This is a genomic window from Agromyces sp. NPDC060279, from assembly GCF_042726785.1.
In the GTDB taxonomy this organism is placed as follows: domain Bacteria; phylum Actinomycetota; class Actinomycetes; order Actinomycetales; family Microbacteriaceae; genus Agromyces.
Genome location: NZ_JBHXBK010000007.1, coordinates 147,514 through 164,255 on the forward strand (window position 1 = coordinate 147,514; position 16,742 = coordinate 164,255).

Genomic DNA, 16,742 nt, shown 5'->3' on the forward strand with positions numbered 1-16,742 from the left:
GGCTCAGTCGTCGCTGACGGCGGCGCGCACGACGAGGGCGACGACGCCCGCGACGACGACGACCGCACCGATCGCCACGGCGACGGCCCCGGCGGGATTGCGGTCGGCGAACGCCCTGGCCTTCACCTTCGCGCGGTCGACGCGGATGCCGAGCTGCTTCGGCACGTTGAGCTTGTCCTCGAGCGCGTTGAGGGTGCTGGCGAACTCCGCACGGGCGTCGACGACGGCCGCTCGGGCCTGGACTCGGCCGAGGTTGCGCTCGCGGGTCTTCTGCTCGCGCTTGGAGCCGGCGCCGTGCGCGTCAGTAGCGGCGGTCATAGTCACCCGTTCCCTTCAGTGCATCGAGGTCGGCCTTGAGGCTGTCGATCGACTCGAGCGGCTCCGCGCCGCGCTTGAAGTTCAGGATGCCGATGCCCACGAGGATCGCCATCACGAGCAGGATCGCACCGGCGACGACGAGCGCCGCAGCCCACGCGGGCATGACGAGCGCGAGCGCGAAGATCGCCGCCGCGAGCAGGCAGAACACCAGGAACGGCAGCAGCACCAGCACCGTCACGAAGAGCCCGGAGCCGATGCCGAAGTGCTTCGCCTTGTAGCTGAACTCGGCCTTGACCTGGTCGACCTCGGCCCGGACGAGGCTCGACACCGTGTCGGGCAGCTGCCCGATCAGGGTGAAGAGCGAGCGTTCGTCTTCTGTTGGTGCAGTCATCGTGCCGCCCTCCTAGGAGTCGGAGCCCGCCGAACGGCCGCTCGTGCCGCCCGGCTTCTTCGCTGCGCCGCTCTTGGCCGCGGTGCGCTTCTGGGTGCCGGGCTTCGCCGCCTTCTCGGCGGTCTCCGCGGCCGCGTCGATGGCATCGCCGACCGCGTCGGCGGCGTCTTCGACGGCCGAGCTCGCGGCCTTCGCCGTCTTCGAGACGCCGCGCTTGGCGGCCTCGGCGGCCTGGCGCACCTCGGACTTCGTGGCGCCCGAACCACGGGTCGCGTTGCCGATGAACGACTTGGCGGCGTCGAGCACGGTGTCGGAGACGTCGCCGAGCTTGTCCTTGGCGAAGTCGGTCACGGTGCTGACGCCCTGCTGCACGGCCGGCTGGTTCCAGACGCCCTCAGCCGCGCGCTTGATCTGCTCGTACCGTTCGCGGCCGGCTCGGGTGCCGAGCACGTAGCCCACACCAAGGCCGACGACGAAGAGGATCTTGCCCTTCATTTCCACCCCATGTTCTGCCGCCTTCGGCACGGCGACCCTTCCCAGGGTAGACCCCGAGCAGATGGGCGCAAGGGGGGTTGACGCAAATATTCCGTTTCGGTCATGAACTCGCCGTGTCGGTCGGGATGCCTACACTCCAGGCATGCCGCAGCGCACCGCACGCCTCCTGCTCGACCCGACGGCCGCCGACGACCTCGACGCCCTGCACGAGATCTACGGCGACGCCCGCACCTGGACCCATCTGCCCTCCGGCCGCCATCGCGACCTCGGGCGCACGGCGGAGGTGCTCGAACGCTGGCTCGACGATTGGCGGTCGGAGGGCTTCGGGGCATGGACGATCCGCGAGGCGACTGACCCTGAACTCGTCATCGGGCACGGGGGCTGCGCGGTCCGCGGGCGCGACGACGGGGCGTACTGGAACCTCGGCTACCGCTTCCGCCCCGAGGCGCAGGGCCGCGGGCTCGCGACCGAGCTCTCGCGGGCCGCGGTCGAGGCGGCCCGGCTGCGCCGGCCCGAGCTGCCGATCGTGGCCTACCTGCTGGAGCACAACACGGCCTCGGCCCGGGTCGCCGAGAAGGTCGGCCTGACGCTGAGGCACCGCGCCCCCGACGCGGGCAATCCGGATGCCTCGGCCATCCGGCTCGTCTACGCCGATCGGGAGCTCACCGCCGCGCAGCTCGCCGCCACCCGCGCCTGAGCCGGGTCGCCGTTCCGGCGAGGCCGTCCGGCTACTGCCGTTCCTGCACCGCCAGGTGACGGATGCGAGCGGCGGCCTCGACGGCGTGCGGCACGACCGAGGCGAGCCCGGTGCCCGCGACCCACGAACCGGTCGCCTCGATGCCGGGCTCCGCGGCCAGCGCGTCCTCGAACTCGGCGACCCTGGCGCGTTGGCCGAGTGCGGCGTGCGAGAGCGCGTCGCGCCAGGCGGTGCGGCCCGATGCCACGAGCGCTGCGGCATCGAGCTGCACGCCGAGGAGGGCCGAGGCATCCGCGACGGCGAGGCGGGCGACCGCCTCGTCGTCGAGCCCCTCGAGGGGGTTCGCCGCGCCGGCGCGGCCGTACGAGAGTCGGACGACGTGGCGCGAACCGCTGCCGCCGCTCGCGTTCGCCGCGGCGGCGAGCCACGGCCACTTCGCCGAGGAGTGCGTGAGGGCCTTCGCCTGCACGCCCTCGGCGTCGGCCGCGACGAGCACGCCGGTGCCGCGGGGCGCCGCGTCGAGCGCGGGGGCGTCGAGCACGAGCGTGACGATCTCAACGGAGGCGGCGCTCGGCCAGTCCGAGGCATCCGCCCACCCCTCGACCGCCTGACCGAGTAGGCGGCGCGAGGTCTGCGCCGGGGCGGCGAGGATCGCGTAGCGCGCGTCGATCACGAGGTCGCGCTCGGGACCGAGGGCGCGGACCCGCCAGTTCGAACCCGCGTCGTCCGTCGCGCCGCTGCGCTCGAGCTCGACGACCTCCCGGCCCGTCTCCACGACCGCGTCGAAGCGGGCGAGTTCGGCGCGCAGCGCGTCGACCAGCCGATGCATGCCGCCCCGGAGTCCGAGCACGGCGCTGCCGGCACGGCGGGTCTCCACGAGCTCGCCGACGCCGCCCGACAGCGAGCCGGCGCGGGTCATCGCCGCGTTGAGGCCGGGGGCGACGAGGTCGAGGTCGAGATCCATCGGGTCGGCGGAGTAGACGCCGGAGGAGATCGGCGTCACGAGGCGCTCGAGCACGGCGGCGCCCATGCGGGACCGCACGAGCTTGCCGACGCTGTCGGCTCGCCCGATGCGGAGGATCGGCATGAGCCGGTCGGCATATGCGCGGATCGCCCCGCCCCAGCCGATGATGGCGCGAACGTCGTCGCCGAGCGGGTTGGCGGGGATGCCGAGCACGCCCGTCTTCGGCAGCGGCGCCGCCCGAAGCCCGGGGCCCCAGACGAGCCACGCGCCGGCGCGGTTCGGCGTGACGATGTCGTCGGCGAGGCCGAGCGACTCGAGCAGCTCGGCGACGGAGCCGTTGCGGGTGGCGAACGACTCGGCGCCGGAGTCGAGCGAGAGCCCATCGAGCTCGATGCGGCCGACGCATCCGCCCGGCTCGTCCTGACGCTCGACGACCGTGACCGACAGGCCGATCTTGGCGCACTCGAGCGCGGCCACGAGCCCGGCGACCCCGCCGCCCACGACCACGACGTCGCTGCGCCGCTGTTCGGGCTCGACCGGCTCGCCCGCCGCCGCGGCCGGGTCGAGCCCGGCGGGATCGCTGCTCACGCTCCGGCCTCGTGCACGAGCTCGACGACGCGGGTCAGCACGGCCGGGTCGGTCTCGGGCGGAACGCCGTGGCCGAGGTTGAACACGTGGGCGGGCGCGCTGCGGCCTCGGCGCAGCACGTCGCGGACGGCGTCGGCGAGCACGGGCCACGGTGCCGCGAGCAGGGCGGGGTCGAGGTTGCCCTGCAGGGGGACGTCGCCGCCGACGCGCTCCGCGGCGACGTCGAGCGGGATGCGGTAGTCGACGCCGACGGTGTCGACGCCGATGTCGTGCATGGCGCCGAGCAGTTCGCCGGTGCCGACGCCGAAGTGCACGACGGGCACGCTGCGGGTCACGGTCGTGCTGCTGCCGGTGCCGTCGCCGAGCCGGCGCTCGTACGAGAGGTCGTGCACGAAGGAGAGCGCCTTCGCCGAGGCGGGCGCGACGTGGCGCTCGTAGTCGGCGAGCGAGAGCGCGCCGGCCCACGAGTCGAACAGCTGCGCGGCGGAGGTGCCGGCGAGCACCTGCGTGCGCAGGAAGCGGCCGGTGAGCTCGGCGGTCCAGTCCATCAGCGCCCGCCAGGCGCCGGGGTCGGCGTGCATGAGGGTGCGCGCGGCGAGGTGGTCCTTCGACGGGCCGCCCTCGGCGAGGTACGCGGCGAGGGTGAAGGGGGCACCGGCGAAGCCGATCAGCGGGGTCGCGCCCGACTCGGCGCCCGACGGCGCCGTCTCGTTCAGCTCCGCCACCGTGCGGCGCACGGCCTCGGCGATGGGCTCGGCGCGCTCGTCGAGGAGCGCGGGGTCGATCTTGGTGAGCTCCGCGACGCCCTCGGCGTCGGCGTAGCCGCGGGCGAAGACCGGGCCGCGGCCGGGCTCAATCGAGACGTCGACGCCGACGAGCTTCAGCGGCACGACGATGTCGCTGAAGAAGATCCCGGCGTCCACCCCGTGCCGGCGCACGGGCTGCAGCGTGATCTCCGCCGCCATCTCGGGGTCGAGGCAGGCGTCGAGCATGCGGGTGCCGACGCGGAGCTCGCGGTACTCGGGGAGCGACCGACCGGCCTGGCGCATGAACCAGACGGGCGTCGTCTCGGGGCGCTCGCCGCCGTAGGCGCGGACGAGACGGGAATCGGCGGTGAGGCCGGCCTGCAGGGGGTGGGTGGTGTCGAGCATCACCCCGCCATTGTCCCGCACCGGGCTGAGCGTGCGCCCTGACCCGCGGCGGCCCGCCCACTCGCCCGCCCGGGTGAGGAGTTTTGCAAGGAGCCCTTACCTTTCCGGGCGGTCCGCGCTAGCATCGGTGCCGTTGCGCCATCCCCCAGTGGTGCGACGACGCGTCGACCGCGACGTCGACGCGCCTCCGCGCCCCACGGAGAGAGACGACGTGTCCCGAATCGTCACGCCCCAGTCCGCCTTCCCGACCCCGGCCGACGACCGCCCCGGCGAGCACCGGCTCGCGCTCACCATGACGGTCGCCGCGGCCACCGTCGCGGTCGTCGCGGTGCTGGCGGCCACCGGGCCGATGCTCGAGGAGCTGATCGACACCCTGCCCTCGGTGAACGGGCCGGCGGCGGCCGGTGTCTTCCTCGCCGCCGTCGGCGTGCTGGCGCTCGCGACGATCGCGCTGCGCTTCGCGCTGCTCGCCCGCAACCGTGCCAGGCGCCGCGCGCTCGAGGCGCGCTTCGAGGGCGGGATCTCCTGCGGCCTGCGCCACCGCGAGCTCGAAGACGCCCTGGCCGAGCTGCCCGGCTGCGAGGTGCCGCTCGCGACGCGCTACTCGATCGTCGCCGACCAGGCCGGGCTGTCGTTCTGGAACGGCGGCGCACGCCCGCGCCGCGCCGCGCACGTCGCCTGGCGCGAAGTGCGCAGCATCCGGCCCGACGAGCTGATCGCCGGCTCCCGACCCGCGCCGGTCGTCATCGTGCGGGTGCGCCGCCAGGGCACGAGCATCGCCCTGCCGCTCCTGCTCGCGGGCGAGCAGCCCGGCGTCTTCGCTGTGACCGACGCCCCCTTCTACGCGGTGGTGCGGTCGTGGAAGGCGCTGCACCGCACCGCGCTCGAGCACGAAGGCCTGGAGCCGCCGACGAGCACGACCCCGATCCCCGTCGTCACCGCGAGCACCGCGGCGCTCGTCGACGTCGCGACCTCGCCGCGCCGAGCCGCGCGTCGTGCGGCGCGGCACTAGCACGAGGGCGACGAGCCGCCCCCTCGTGCACCGTATGTCGCGGCGAGTCCGGCGGGCACTCTACGGCGGGTAGAATCCTCTGGTGCTCATCTGCCTCTCCGCGAGCCACAAGAACGCCGGCTTCGACATGCTCGAACGGCTCTCCGCCTCCGCAGACGCCGCGGCGGGCCGCATCATCGACGGCCACGCCGCCCTGCAGGGCGCCGTCGTGGTCGCCACCTGCAACCGTTTCGAGGCCTACCTCGACCTCGCCGCCCCCGAGGGCGAGTCGCCCGTGCCCATCGTGCACGAGGCGATCCGCGCCGTCGGCGACGTCGCCGGCCTCGAGCCCGACGAGCTGCGCAGCACCTTCGACTTCGCCCACGGCAACGCCGTCGCCGGGCACCTGTTCTCCGTCGCCTCGGGCCTGGAGTCGGTCGTCGTCGGCGAGGGAGAGATCGCCGGGCAGGTGCGCCGCTCGCTCGAGCGCGCCCGTGACGAGGGCACGACCACCCCGGAGCTCGAGCGCCTCTTCCAGCGGGCCTCGCAGACCTCGCGGACGGTGAAGAACCGCACGGGGGTCGGCAGCGCGGGCCGCTCGCTCGTGCGCCTCGCACTCGAGCTCGCCTCCTCCCGGGTGGCCGACTGGAGCAAGGCGCGCGTGCTGCTCGTCGGCACGGGCCAGTACGCGGGCGCCTCGCTCGCGGCGCTCCGCGACCGCGGTGCGCACGACGTGCGCGTGTACTCCCCCTCGGGCCGCGCCGAGCGCTTCGCCCGCACGCACGGCATCGAGGCTGTGAGCCACGCCGGCTACGCGGTGGCCGCGGCGGCCGCCGACGTCATCATCACCTGCACCACCGCCGACCACCACGTGGTCGACCGGGTGCTGCTCGCGGGCGGAAAGGCGACGCTCGCCGCTTCGCACGTCGCGCCGAGGGATGCCGAGGCCTCCGCCGTGCTCGCCGAGTTCCGCGCCTGGTGCCCCGTGCCCGGCGCCGCCCGCAGCGCCCGTCAGCTCGTCGTCGACCTCGGCATGCCCCGCAATGTCGCGACCGACGTCGTCGAGGTGGAGGGCGTCGAGCTGCTCGACCTCGAGACGATCCGCCGGCACGCCCCGCTCGAGGAGCTCGGCGCGACCGAGGCCGCCCGCGAGCTCGTCAACAGCGCGGCGCGCAACTTCGGCGCGGTGGGCGAGGAGCTCGACCTCGCGCCCGCCGTGGTCGCGCTGCGCGCGCACGTCGGCGGCATCCTCGACGCCGAGATCGAACGGGCGAAGAGCCGCGGCGCGGGCGACCCCGACGGTCGTGTCGAGCAGGCGCTGCGGCACATGGCCGGCGTGCTGCTGCACACGCCCATGGTGCGCTCGCGCGAGTTCGCCCGCTCGGGCGAGCAGCGCGCCTGGATCGAGGCGCTCGACGCGCTGTTCGGCGTTCGCGCCGACGACGCCCGCTGAGCTGCGCCCACTGAGCTTCGCCCGCCCCCGGCCGCTGCCGATGTCGCCTGCTGCGGGTAGCGTCGTGCCATGACCGACGACGCCGCCGCCAGTTCCACCTCAGCACTGCCCAGCGAGCGGCCGGCCCTCGCCCTGCCGTTCGACGTCGAGGCGATCGAGCGCCGGCCGATCGTCACCGAGCGCCTGCTGATCCGCCCGCTCACCGCCGACGACAGCGACGACGTGTGGCAGTACCAGCGCCTGCCCGAGGTGCTCCGCTACATCCCCTGGCCCGAGCGCAGCCGCGACGAGGCGCACGAGCACACCATGCGCCGTGTTGGCAGCCGACTCCTGGCGGAAGACGGCGACAACGTGCACTTCGCGATGGTCCTCACCGGCGAGCCCTCCCCCGGCGCCCCCGGGCGCGACCGGGTCATCGGCGACGTCATGGTGCGGGTGGCGAGCGTCGAGCACGCGCGGCTCGAGCTCGGCTGGGTGCTGCACCCCGAGTTTCAGGGGCGCGGCTTCGCCGCCGAGGCGACGGGCGCCGTGCTCGCCTTCGGCTTCGACACGCTTCAAGCCCATCGCGTGATCGCCGAGCTCGTGGCCGCCAACACCGCTTCCGCGAAGCTCTGCGAGCGGCTCGGCATGCGGCACGAAGCGACCTTCGTCGAGCACGAGTACGACCGCGACGAGGGCAGCTGGCTCGACATGGCCTTCTACGGCATCCTGCGCCGCGAGCACGCCGCCGCCCGCCTCGCGGGCTGAACGCCGAGTCCCGCGCCGGCGCGCACGCCCGCCCTGGCTACACTCGCAAGCACGCGGCGCCGCCGCCGCGTTCGACGAGGGGGCACCGATGACCGAACGAGACGAACCGGGCGCGGGCACCGACACGGGCGCCGCGGCATCCACCCCGTCCTCACCCGGCGAGCGCCGCCGGTCGCGACGCGACTTCCTGAAGCTCGGCGGGGCGGCCGCGGCGGGCGCCGTCGTCGGCGGCGGCGCGGGGGCCGCGATCGGCGCGGCGATCGGGCACCGCGCGGGCTTCGCCGAAGGCACCGACGACTTCGCCGGCCTCGTGCCGCGCTCGGAGCCAGGCTTCGACCACCTCGTCGTCGTCATGGGCGAGAACCGCTCCTTCGACAACCTGCTCGGCTGGCTCTACACGCCGGACACGCTGCCCGCCGGGCAGGACTTCGACGGCCTCGCCTTCGGCGACTACGGCAACGTCGGCCCCGACGGCACGCGCGTCGCCGCCCACGTCTACGACGGCCCCACCGACGAGATCATGAGCAAGCCCGACCCCGACCCGGGCGAGGAGTACCCGCACGTCAACACCCAGATCTTCGACACGATCGACCCGGCGACGAACGCCGAGCTCTTCGTCGACGAGATGCTGCCGCCCTACAACGCCCCGAAGCGCGGCGAGCAGCCGAAGATGAGCGGCTTCCTGAAGGACTACCACGTCAACTACCGCCGGCTGAAGAAGGGCGCCGAGCCGACGGCCGCCGAGGCCCGGCAGATCATGGGCTCCTTCTCGCCCGAGATGCTGCCCGTGCTCTCGACCCTCGCGAGCGAGTTCGCCGTGTTCGACCACTGGTACTGCGCGGTGCCGTCACAGACATTCTGCAACCGCTCCTTCTTCCACGCCTCGACCTCGCACGGCTTCGTCACGAACCAGGGCGGCGGGGGCTACCGCAAGTGGCTCGACGCCCCGGCCTCGCCGACGATCTTCAACCGGCTCGAGGAGGCGGGCATCCCGTGGCGCGTCTACTTCGACGAACTGCAGATCGTGTCCTTCACCGGCGTACTGCACGCGCCCGTGCTCGAGAAGTACTGGCGCACCGAGCGCTTCGCGACCATGGCCGACTTCTACGAGGACGTGAAGCGCGGCACCCTGCCGGCGTACGCCTTCATCGAGCCGCGGATGATCTACAACCACAACGACTTCCACCCGCCGTTCGGCGTGCTGCGGGAGAGCGACGTCGACGGGCAGGAGGTGCTCGACAGCGCCGTCTCCGACGTCCGCGCCGGCGAGGCACTCATCCACGACATCTACACCGCGATCAAGCAGAGCGCCTCGCCGAACGGCTCGAACGCGGTGAACACGATGCTGCTGATCACCTTCGACGAGCACGGGGGCACCTACGATCACGTACCCCCGCCCGCGGCGGTGCCGCCCCAGGAGGATGCGAAGCCGGGCGAGATGGGCTTCGAGTTCGACCGGCTCGGATGCCGCGTGCCGGCCATCGCCGTCTCCGCCTACACGCGCTCCGGCACCGTGGTGAACACCGAGATGCAGCACGCCTCCGTCGTGTCGACCCTCAGCCGCCTGCACGGGCTGAAGCCGCTCACCCGGCGGGACGTCGGCGTGAACGATCTCTTCGACGTCGTGAACCTCGAGCAGCCGAGGCATCCGTCCGACTGGCCGACGACGCGCCCGCAGTACACGCCGCCGAATCCCGAGAAGGATGCCCCGCATCCGGCCCACACGCACAAGGACAAGCCGCTCAGCCCGCCGGCGCGGGGGCTGCTCGGCATCCTGCTCGCGAAGTACGGCGCGCCCGACCAGGAGCAGCCCGAGACCTACGCCGAGGCGTACGAGCTGCTGCACGACTACGGCGTCGGGTTGTTCGGCAAGCCCTGACGCCCCTGGCCCGCTGAGCCCGTCGAAGCGTCCTTGGTTCGCTGAGCCTGTCGAAGCGAGCCTTGGTTCGCTGAGCTCGTCGAAGCGCTTCGACGAGCTCAGCGAACCACACCCGCGCTCACTCCGCGCGGGTGAGGGTGCGCACGAGCGCCATCGCCTCCTTCGGCGACACCTCCGGCAGGTACGCCTTGCCGACGGCGATGCCGATCGCGGGCAGCATCAGCGGGTCCGCGTAGCTCATTGAGATCGTGCGGTACTCGGGGTTGAACTTCGCCTTGAACCGGAACAGCGAGGAGAAGCCGTACGCCGGCTCGAGCGTGCGCCCGAGCCACTCGAGCAGCCGGCTCATCGCGGTGGGCGGGGGCGGCTCCTCGCCCGGGGCGAGCGGCTTCGTCGCGAGCGGCGCGCCCGACAGGCTCAGCACCTCGGCCCCGGCCTCCTTCATGTGCAGCGCGGCGGAGGCGATGAGGAACTCCATGATCCCGTTCATCGAGCCGTCGGCCCGGCGCATGAAGTCGATCGTCCACCCCACGACGTCGCCGTCGCGGTGCACCGGCAGCCAGCTCGTCACCGCCTGCAGGCGGCCGTCGGGGCCGACGGCGAGCATGAGCCGCACCTCGGGGTCCTTCAGCTCCGCCATCCCGCCCAGGGTGAAGCCCATCTCCGGCAGCTCCTTCTCGGCGACCCACTCCTCCGAGATGGCGGTGATCTCGGCGATCGTGGGCCGGGGCAGCTCGTCCCAGCTCGCCCAGACGGTCGTCATCCCCTCCTTGATCCCGCGGTTCAGGGCCTGCCGCACCTTCTGCCACGGCTTGCCGGTGAGCTCGAGGCCGGTCGTGCGCACGACGGTCTCCTCGCCGACCGACATGTGCTGCCAGCCGAGCTCGTCGAACACGGGCAGCAGCTCGTCGTGCACGCTGTAGAAGACGGGGCTCCAGTTGCGCGCGTCGCAGAAGGCCGCGAATTCGCGAACCGTGTCGGCGAGGCGCTCGGGGGCGCAGATCGGGTCGGACATGGTGATGGCGATCCCGTTGATCTCGCGGTAGGCGACGGCCGCGTCGCCGTCGGCGCTGAACCACGGCGTGTTGCCGGGCCACGTCGTCATGAAGCCGAGCGTGCCCCCGCCGTGGCGGTGCAGCAGCGCCCGCAGCCGCGCCGCATCGCCGTCGGCGGCGGGACCGGCCGGCCGGTGCATGACGCGGATCGCCGCGACGACGAAGACGGTCCAGAACGCCACCCCGACCCATTCGTAGAGGAAACTCGCGAAGTCGTGCCCCGGCAGCACGATCGGGTCGGTGGCGGCGAGGAAGTGCGGCGGCACGAAGCGCTTGAGGGTGTCGAGCGCGACGTCGCCGGGCGTCGCCGCGGGCCAGTACTCGTGGATGGTCGCGAGTCCGACGGCGAAGTAGCCGACCGCCAGCACCGCGAACGAGCCGACGACGATCGCGACGAAGCGGCCGAGCGCCCGCCGCTCCAGGCGGATGCGGAAGTGCCGCCTGGTCACGATGAGCAGCACGATGACCGCGATCGGCAGCAGGGCGATCGCCGCGAGCCAGACCAGCAGCTCGCCGAGGTCGAACACCGACCAGTCGCCCGAATCGAGGTCGCCGAGCTCGTTCGTGACCTCGAAGGCGGGCCGGGCGAAGAGCAGCACCGCCGCGTTCACCGCGATGGCGAGCCAGAGCGCGAAGCGCCGGCCCTGGTGCAGCCCCCAGGCGGCGAGCAGCAGCAGCACGACCGGCAGGAACGACAGCAGGAACATGCCGACGCCCTGGGCCGAGAGCAGGGTGAGTTGGCGCAGGCAGTCCTCGGCGAGCGGGGCCGCGTCGCCGCAGCTGCGCTCCACGGTGTCGAGGTCGACGGGCTGGTCGGCGAAGAGGAAGGAGCCGAAGGCGAATGGGGTCAGCTCGGTGCGGGTCGCGAACGCGACGACCGGGCCGAGTCCGGTCACGGCGACGATGGCGGCGACGAGGGTCCGCGTCTCGCGATGGGAGCTGCGCGGGATGCGGAGCACGGAGGCGTCGCGCGCGAGCAGCGCCCCGAAGGGGCCGGCGACGAGCACCGCGATGAGCCGGTACACGTCGGAGGAGTCGCCGTCGTACAGCACGAAGATGCAGAGGAACGCGAGGGTCACGACCCGGAACCGCCGCCGCCACAGCGGCCCCATGAACGCGGTCGCCGTGATCAGCGCCCCGGCGATACCCGTCAGCGGGTCGAGCGTGAGGTCGACGGAGGTGCCGCTCGCCCACCACTCCCCTGCGAGCGAGCCGATCCACTGCAGCACCACGCCGAGCAGCACGCCGATCGCGCCGGTCACGAGGAGCGCGAGCGCCGTGCGGGCGGTGCCCATCCGGCGCTCGGCGATGCCGAGGAGCAGCACGCTCGCGAGCACCCCGGCGACGAGCTGGAACGGGTCCCACGGGATCACGAGCGCGCTCAGCACGGTCCACCACCGGCCGGCGTCGATCGTCGTCAGCACGCCGGCGGCCCACTGGGCTTCGGTCACGTGCGAGGGCGGGCCGCCGGCGGTGCCGGCGAGCACGGCCGTCACGATCAGAAGGGCCGCGAAGCCGAGGCTGAAGGGGATGCGTCGGGCGAACTGCCCGAGCGCCTCGCCGGTCGACCTCAGCCGCCCGACGGGTTCGGCGTCGAGCACCGCCTGGGCTCCACCGCCGTCGCCCCGGTGCTGGGCCCCGCCAGCCGCCGCCCCCGCGCCCGCACCCGCACCCGCGCTCACGGCGCCACCAGCCCGAGTCGCGGGTACAGCACGTCGAAGCCCTCGTCGAGGCCGCCGAGGAGGGCGGAGACGCCGTGGTCGGCACCGGGAACGATGAACGTCGTCGTCGCCATGCCGGCCACCGTCGCGGCATCCGCCAGCGCCTCGGCGCTCGCGACGTAGGCCGGGTCGTTCTCGCCCGCCGTGAAGACGGCCGTCGAGTCCGGGTAGGGCGCCTTCGCCGCCATGATGTTCGCGGGCTTCACCGCGTCGTAGGCGGCCTGGTCGCCGCCGAAGACGTCGCGCAGCGTGTCCTGCGGATGCTCGGCGCCGGCGTACTCGACGGGAGAGACCGCGAGGATGTTGCCGAAGACCTCCGGGTACTTCGCGCCGAAGTAGGCGGCGCAGCCGCCGCCGTTGGAGTAGCCGGCGACGGTCCAGCTCGCGGCACTGCGCAGCACGTCGAGGTGCTCGCGGGCCCAGGGCACGACATCCTGCATCACGTAGCTCTCCACCTTCCCGAGGTCCGTGTCGAGGCACATGGGATCGTCGGCCGGATCGCCGAGCTGATCGATGACGAGGGCGATGGGGGCGAGGCCGCCGTGCGCCGCCGCGTGCTCGTCGAGCACCTTCGCGATGAACTGCGGGTCGGGGTCGCCCGGCTGGCCCATCATCATGATCACGAGCGGCAGCCGCGGCGCGTCCGCGACGAGGGCGGCCGGCGGCAGGTAGAGCTGCGCGGCGCGCGCGTCGAAGCCGGAGTTCGTGGTCGGGATGCCGCCCGGCACGAGCCCCGTCTCCCCGTGCGCCGGCAGATCGGCGGGCGGCTGCCAGGTGGCGTACAGCGGTTCGGCGGGATCGCTCGTCTCGGCCGGGTCCGGCGGCGGGATGTCGATCGGATCCGCCGTCGAGATGCCGAGCATCGCGCCGATCGTGGTGTCGATGCCGTAGGCGGCGTTCACGCCGACCGCCGCGGTGACGGCGAACACCGGGATGGCGAGGATCGCGACGAGCTTGCGCCACCAGCGCGACCGCCAGAGGTTCCAGATCGCCAGCAGGATCGCGCCCGAGGCGAGGGGCACCCAGAGCCAGGCGGCGTCGGCGACCGGCCCGCCGAAGAGGTCGAGGAAGTTGGCGCAGAGCCACAGCACCGCGCCGCCGATCAGCCCGCCAACGATGAGCACGATGAACGCCGTCATGACCCAGCCGCCGCTGCGCTCGCGGCCGAGCAGGTAGAGCAGCAGGAGCACCGCGAGCACCGCGAGGGCGATGGGGAACCAGCCGTCGACCACGCTCACCTCGAGCAGCGCGTCCAGCATGCGACCCCCCCAGCCCCCGGCGTTGACCACAGGGTAGCGGGCAGGGGCCGAGGCGCCACGGATTTCCGTAGGATTGCAGGTGAACCCCTTCACCGACCATTGGAGCCACCGTGGCCGCACCCAGCACGCTCGACGCCGTCATCACCCTCGCCCAGCATCGTGGATTCGTCTTCCAAGCCGGCGAGATCTACGGCGGCTCGCGTTCGGCGTGGGACTACGGCCCCCTCGGCGTCGAGCTGAAGGAGAACATCAAGCGCCAGTGGTGGCGCTACATGGTGCAGCAGCGCGACGACATCGTCGGCCTCGACTCCAGCGTCATCCTGCCCAAGCAGGTCTGGGAGGCGTCGGGCCACGTCGAGGTCTTCAGCGACCCGCTCATCGAGTGCCTCAGCTGTCACAAGCGCTTCCGCGAGGACCACCTGGTCGAGGCCTTCGAGGCGAAGAAGGGGCGCGAGCCCGAGGGCGGCCTCGCCGAGATCGTCTGCCCGAACTGCGGCACCCGCGGCCAGTGGACCGAGCCGCGCGCGTTCTCGGGCCTGCTGAAGACCTACCTCGGCGTCGTCGACGACGAGTCGGGCCTGCACTACCTGCGCCCCGAGACCGCGCAGGGCATCTTCGTGAACTTCGCGAACGTGCTGCAGGCGGCGCGCATGAAGCCCCCGTTCGGCATCGCGCAGATCGGCAAGAGCTTCCGCAACGAGATCACGCCCGGCAACTTCATCTTCCGCACGCGCGAGTTCGAGCAGATGGAGATGGAGTACTTCGTCGAGCCCGGCACCGACGAGGAGTGGTTCGACTACTGGATCCAGCACTGCTGGGACTGGTTCACCGACCTCGGCATCGACCCCGAGAACATCCGCCGCTACGAGCACCCGCAGGAGAAGCTCAGCCACTACTCGAAGCGCACGATCGACATCGAGTACCGCTTCGGCTTCGCCGGCGGCGAGTGGGGCGAGCTCATGGGCGTCGCGAACCGCACCGACTTCGACCTGTCGACGCACTCGAAGCACTCCGGCAAGGACCTCTCGTACTTCGACCAGTCGAAGAACGAGCGCTGGGTGCCCTACGTCATCGAGCCGGCGTTCGGCCTCACGCGTGCACTCATGGCGTTCCTCGTCGACGCGTACCACGTCGAGGAGGTGCAGAACGCGAAGGGCGGCACCGACCAGCGCACCGTGCTGAAGCTCGACCCGCGCCTCGCCCCGGTGAAGGCCGCCGTGCTGCCGCTCTCGCGCAACGAGAAGCTCTCGCCGCTCGCCCGCGAACTCGCCGCGAAGCTGCGCCGCAGCTGGAACATCGACTTCGACGACGCGGGCGCCATCGGCCGCCGCTACCGCCGCCAGGACGAGATCGGCACCCCGTTCTGCATCACGGTCGACTTCGACTCGCTCGACGACGACGCGGTGACGGTGCGCGACCGCGACACCATGTCGCAGGAGCGCGTGCCGCTCGCCGAGCTCGAGGGCTACCTGGCGACGCGCCTGCTCGGCGCCTGATCGCAAGGATCGTCGTGGCCGTGGAGTCGGGCGCGGAGCGCGGCTCCGAGCCATCCGCCCTGCCCGATCTGCTCGTCGCGGCGATCGCGCTCGTCCGCGATCGCCGTGTGCTGATGGTGACCGCGCGCGAGCGCGAGGTGCACTACATGCCGGGCGGCAAGATCGACGACGGTGAGACCGCCGCCGAGGCGGCCGCGCGCGAGGCACGCGAGGAGGTGTCGCTCGAGCTCGACCCCGCCGAGCTCGAGGAGCTCTTCGAGGTCGTCACGCAGGCGCACGGCGAGCCCGAGGGGCGGATGGTGCGCATGCGGGTCTTCCTCACGCGCACGGATGCCTCGCCGAGAGCGTCGGCCGAGGTCGGCGCCCTGCACTGGGTGACGACGGCCGAGCTCCACCGCTGTCCGCCGGCCGGAGCCGAGGTGCTCCGGCGTCTGGCCGCGAGCGGGCTCATCGACTAGGGCTGCGCGGGCGGCATGGAGTTCGACACCACCAGCGACACTGGCTGGATCGGAGACGTGCGGCAGCTGGCGGACGAGCTCTCGGCGTCGTCGGCCGCGTTCGTGCAGGCGACCGAATCGGTCTCGGACGCGCTGTTCGTCGCGTTGCGATCGATGCCGCGAGAGCTGGCGCCGCGCTCCTTCGCTCGATTCGAGCGCCGCGATGCGGTGCTCATCGTGGACCTGCGGGTCGCGGAGGAGGACCTCGTCGGCCTGACGGCGGACGAGCAGCGACGGCTCCTCGGACCGCAGCTGCTGGCGCTGGTGTCGCGCGGCGCGGGGTCGCGCACGGCGACGTGGAGCCGGGAGGAGCGTTCCCGCATCGTCGCCGAGTTCGAGCGGATGCTGTCGAGGCTGAACTGGCTGCCCGCTGACGGCTGAGGGCTGGGTGCTGAGGGCTGGGTGCTGAGGGCTGGGGACGCCGGTTTTCCACAGCGCCACTTCGGGGGCGAGTTTCGAAGCTGTGTTCGATAGTGTTGGGGGATGGACCCGCTGCGCCCCGACCACCTGGCCGACCCGGCCGCGGTCAGCGCTGCGGAGTGGGCTGATCCTGAGTGGCCTTCGTTGGATGGGTGGCGGGTCGCGTCGGCCGCGGGCGGGTCGCGGGCCGTGTTCGCCGAACTCCAAGCCACCCTGGATGCTGCTGAGGGCGCCCAGTTGGAAGCGAATCGCATGCAGGCCGCGCAACTCGACGCGTACCGGCAGGCCTTCGCTCTCGCCGACAGCCACCCTGAACTGTACGTCCACCCCGACGCGCACCACGCCCAGTCCCGCCATGCCCAGTCTCGCGGCGGCATCCCGGTCGCCGAGCTTGCCGCCCGCTCGGTCGCGGCGGAACTGTCGATGCGGTTGCAACTGCCCGCTGCGACGATCCGGTCCCGCGGCCACCACGCCACGGTCGCGCACCGGCACCTGCCCCGACTGTGGGCAAGGTTCCGTGACGGGATCGCGTCGTACGCCGAGGTACGCGCCGCACTCGACACTCTCGACGGTGTTCCCCTCGATGACCCGCACCGCACCCCGGCTGATGCGGCCCGGCA

16 protein-coding genes are annotated in these 16,742 nt (G+C 72.7%); 9 read left to right on the plus strand and 7 right to left on the minus strand.

What is annotated here, in order from left to right; translation table 11 throughout:
* Positions 1 to 3: 3 nt before the first annotated feature.
* Genes ACFWE1_RS16230 through ACFWE1_RS16240 form a run of 3 tightly spaced genes read right to left on the minus strand, consistent with a single transcriptional unit; the run spans position 4 to position 1,204 of the window.
* Complete coding sequence (locus ACFWE1_RS16230) at positions 4 to 318, minus strand: hypothetical protein (protein ID WP_376934441.1); 315 nt, start codon at positions 316 to 318, stop codon at positions 4 to 6.
* Positions 302 to 709 (minus strand): phage holin family protein, encoded by a 408-nt coding sequence (locus tag ACFWE1_RS16235; protein ID WP_376934442.1) that lies wholly within the window; start codon positions 707 to 709, stop codon positions 302 to 304. The genes ACFWE1_RS16230 and ACFWE1_RS16235 overlap by 17 nt, the downstream gene beginning before the upstream one ends.
* A 12-nt stretch (positions 710 to 721) precedes the next feature.
* Positions 722 to 1,204 (minus strand): YtxH domain-containing protein, encoded by a 483-nt coding sequence (locus tag ACFWE1_RS16240; protein ID WP_376934443.1) that lies wholly within the window; start codon positions 1,202 to 1,204, stop codon positions 722 to 724.
* Positions 1,205 to 1,346: 142 nt separating this feature from the next.
* Between ACFWE1_RS16240 and ACFWE1_RS16245 the strand changes: the two genes are divergently transcribed.
* The gene (locus ACFWE1_RS16245) at positions 1,347 to 1,901 is read left to right on the plus strand and encodes a GNAT family N-acetyltransferase (RefSeq protein WP_376934444.1); all 555 of its coding nucleotides are present in this window, start codon (positions 1,347 to 1,349) and stop codon (positions 1,899 to 1,901) included.
* Positions 1,902 to 1,932: 31 nt separating this feature from the next.
* On the opposite strand, the gene hemG is transcribed toward ACFWE1_RS16245, so the two are convergent.
* Together hemG and hemE are read right to left on the minus strand one after the other, a co-directional pair.
* Positions 1,933 to 3,453 carry a protoporphyrinogen oxidase gene (hemG, locus tag ACFWE1_RS16250; protein ID WP_376934445.1) on the minus strand — a complete coding sequence of 507 codons (1,521 nt, stop codon included), beginning with the start codon at positions 3,451 to 3,453 and terminating at the stop codon, positions 1,933 to 1,935.
* Complete coding sequence (gene hemE / locus ACFWE1_RS16255) at positions 3,450 to 4,604, minus strand: uroporphyrinogen decarboxylase (RefSeq protein WP_376934446.1); 1,155 nt, start codon at positions 4,602 to 4,604, stop codon at positions 3,450 to 3,452. Before hemE ends, hemG begins: the two co-directional genes overlap by 4 nt.
* Positions 4,605 to 4,815: 211 nt before the next feature.
* Between hemE and ACFWE1_RS16260 the strand changes: the two genes are divergently transcribed.
* The 4 genes from ACFWE1_RS16260 to ACFWE1_RS16275 all read left to right on the plus strand — a co-directional run bounded on the left by ACFWE1_RS16260 (position 4,816) and on the right by ACFWE1_RS16275 (position 9,674).
* The gene (locus ACFWE1_RS16260) at positions 4,816 to 5,616 is read left to right on the plus strand and encodes a hypothetical protein (RefSeq protein ID WP_376934447.1); all 801 of its coding nucleotides are present in this window, start codon (positions 4,816 to 4,818) and stop codon (positions 5,614 to 5,616) included.
* An 82-nt stretch (positions 5,617 to 5,698) separates the two neighbouring features.
* The gene (locus tag ACFWE1_RS16265; RefSeq protein WP_376934448.1) at positions 5,699 to 7,048 is read left to right on the plus strand and encodes a glutamyl-tRNA reductase; all 1,350 of its coding nucleotides are present in this window, start codon (positions 5,699 to 5,701) and stop codon (positions 7,046 to 7,048) included.
* 69 nt (positions 7,049 to 7,117) lie between these two features.
* Entirely contained in the window at positions 7,118 to 7,795 is a 678-nt protein-coding gene (locus ACFWE1_RS16270; RefSeq protein WP_376934449.1) for a GNAT family N-acetyltransferase, read from the plus strand.
* 88 nt (positions 7,796 to 7,883) lie between these two features.
* A complete protein-coding gene (locus ACFWE1_RS16275) occupies positions 7,884 to 9,674 on the plus strand; it encodes an alkaline phosphatase family protein (RefSeq protein ID WP_376934450.1) in 1,791 nt (596 codons plus the stop codon).
* A gap of 118 nt (positions 9,675 to 9,792) precedes the next feature.
* Here ACFWE1_RS16275 and ACFWE1_RS16280 read toward each other — a convergent pair whose 3' ends face one another.
* Both ACFWE1_RS16280 and ACFWE1_RS16285 read right to left on the minus strand, forming a co-directional pair.
* On the minus strand, positions 9,793 to 12,330 hold the full coding sequence (locus tag ACFWE1_RS16280; RefSeq protein WP_376934451.1) for a bifunctional lysylphosphatidylglycerol flippase/synthetase MprF: 2,538 nt from the start codon (positions 12,328 to 12,330) through the stop codon (positions 9,793 to 9,795).
* A 77-nt stretch (positions 12,331 to 12,407) separates the two neighbouring features.
* The gene (locus tag ACFWE1_RS16285) at positions 12,408 to 13,709 is read right to left on the minus strand and encodes an alpha/beta hydrolase (RefSeq protein WP_376934452.1); all 1,302 of its coding nucleotides are present in this window, start codon (positions 13,707 to 13,709) and stop codon (positions 12,408 to 12,410) included.
* 110 nt (positions 13,710 to 13,819) lie between these two features.
* Between ACFWE1_RS16285 and ACFWE1_RS16290 the strand changes: the two genes are divergently transcribed.
* The 4 genes from ACFWE1_RS16290 to ACFWE1_RS16305 all read left to right on the plus strand — a co-directional run.
* The gene (locus ACFWE1_RS16290; protein WP_376934453.1) at positions 13,820 to 15,205 is read left to right on the plus strand and encodes a glycine--tRNA ligase; all 1,386 of its coding nucleotides are present in this window, start codon (positions 13,820 to 13,822) and stop codon (positions 15,203 to 15,205) included.
* A 14-nt stretch (positions 15,206 to 15,219) separates the two neighbouring features.
* The gene (locus tag ACFWE1_RS16295; protein WP_243569800.1) at positions 15,220 to 15,663 is read left to right on the plus strand and encodes an NUDIX domain-containing protein; all 444 of its coding nucleotides are present in this window, start codon (positions 15,220 to 15,222) and stop codon (positions 15,661 to 15,663) included.
* Positions 15,664 to 15,678: 15 nt separating this feature from the next.
* Positions 15,679 to 16,083 (plus strand): hypothetical protein, encoded by a 405-nt coding sequence (locus tag ACFWE1_RS16300; RefSeq protein ID WP_376934454.1) that lies wholly within the window; start codon positions 15,679 to 15,681, stop codon positions 16,081 to 16,083.
* A gap of 102 nt (positions 16,084 to 16,185) precedes the next feature.
* On the plus strand, positions 16,186 to 16,742 hold a 557-nt coding region (locus ACFWE1_RS16305; RefSeq protein ID WP_376934455.1), incomplete at its 3' end, for a hypothetical protein.

Bases quoted from the DNA above. Each gene is read 5' to 3' on its own strand.
- ACFWE1_RS16240 (WP_376934443.1), bottom strand. From the start codon at position 1,204: ATGAAGGGCAAGATCCTCTTCGTCGTCGGCCTTGGTGTGGGCTACGTG.
- ACFWE1_RS16285 (WP_376934452.1), bottom strand. From the start codon at position 13,709: ATGCTGGACGCGCTGCTCGAGGTGAGCGTGGTCGACGGCTGGTTCCCC.
- ACFWE1_RS16270 (WP_376934449.1), top strand. From the start codon at position 7,118: ATGACCGACGACGCCGCCGCCAGTTCCACCTCAGCACTGCCCAGCGAG.
- ACFWE1_RS16275 (WP_376934450.1), top strand. From the start codon at position 7,884: ATGACCGAACGAGACGAACCGGGCGCGGGCACCGACACGGGCGCCGCG.
- ACFWE1_RS16300 (WP_376934454.1), top strand. From the start codon at position 15,679: ATGGAGTTCGACACCACCAGCGACACTGGCTGGATCGGAGACGTGCGG.
- ACFWE1_RS16230 (WP_376934441.1), bottom strand. From the start codon at position 318: ATGACCGCCGCTACTGACGCGCACGGCGCCGGCTCCAAGCGCGAGCAG.
- ACFWE1_RS16245 (WP_376934444.1), top strand. From the start codon at position 1,347: ATGCCGCAGCGCACCGCACGCCTCCTGCTCGACCCGACGGCCGCCGAC.
- ACFWE1_RS16235 (WP_376934442.1), bottom strand. From the start codon at position 709: ATGACTGCACCAACAGAAGACGAACGCTCGCTCTTCACCCTGATCGGG.
- hemE (WP_376934446.1), bottom strand. From the start codon at position 4,604: ATGCTCGACACCACCCACCCCCTGCAGGCCGGCCTCACCGCCGATTCC.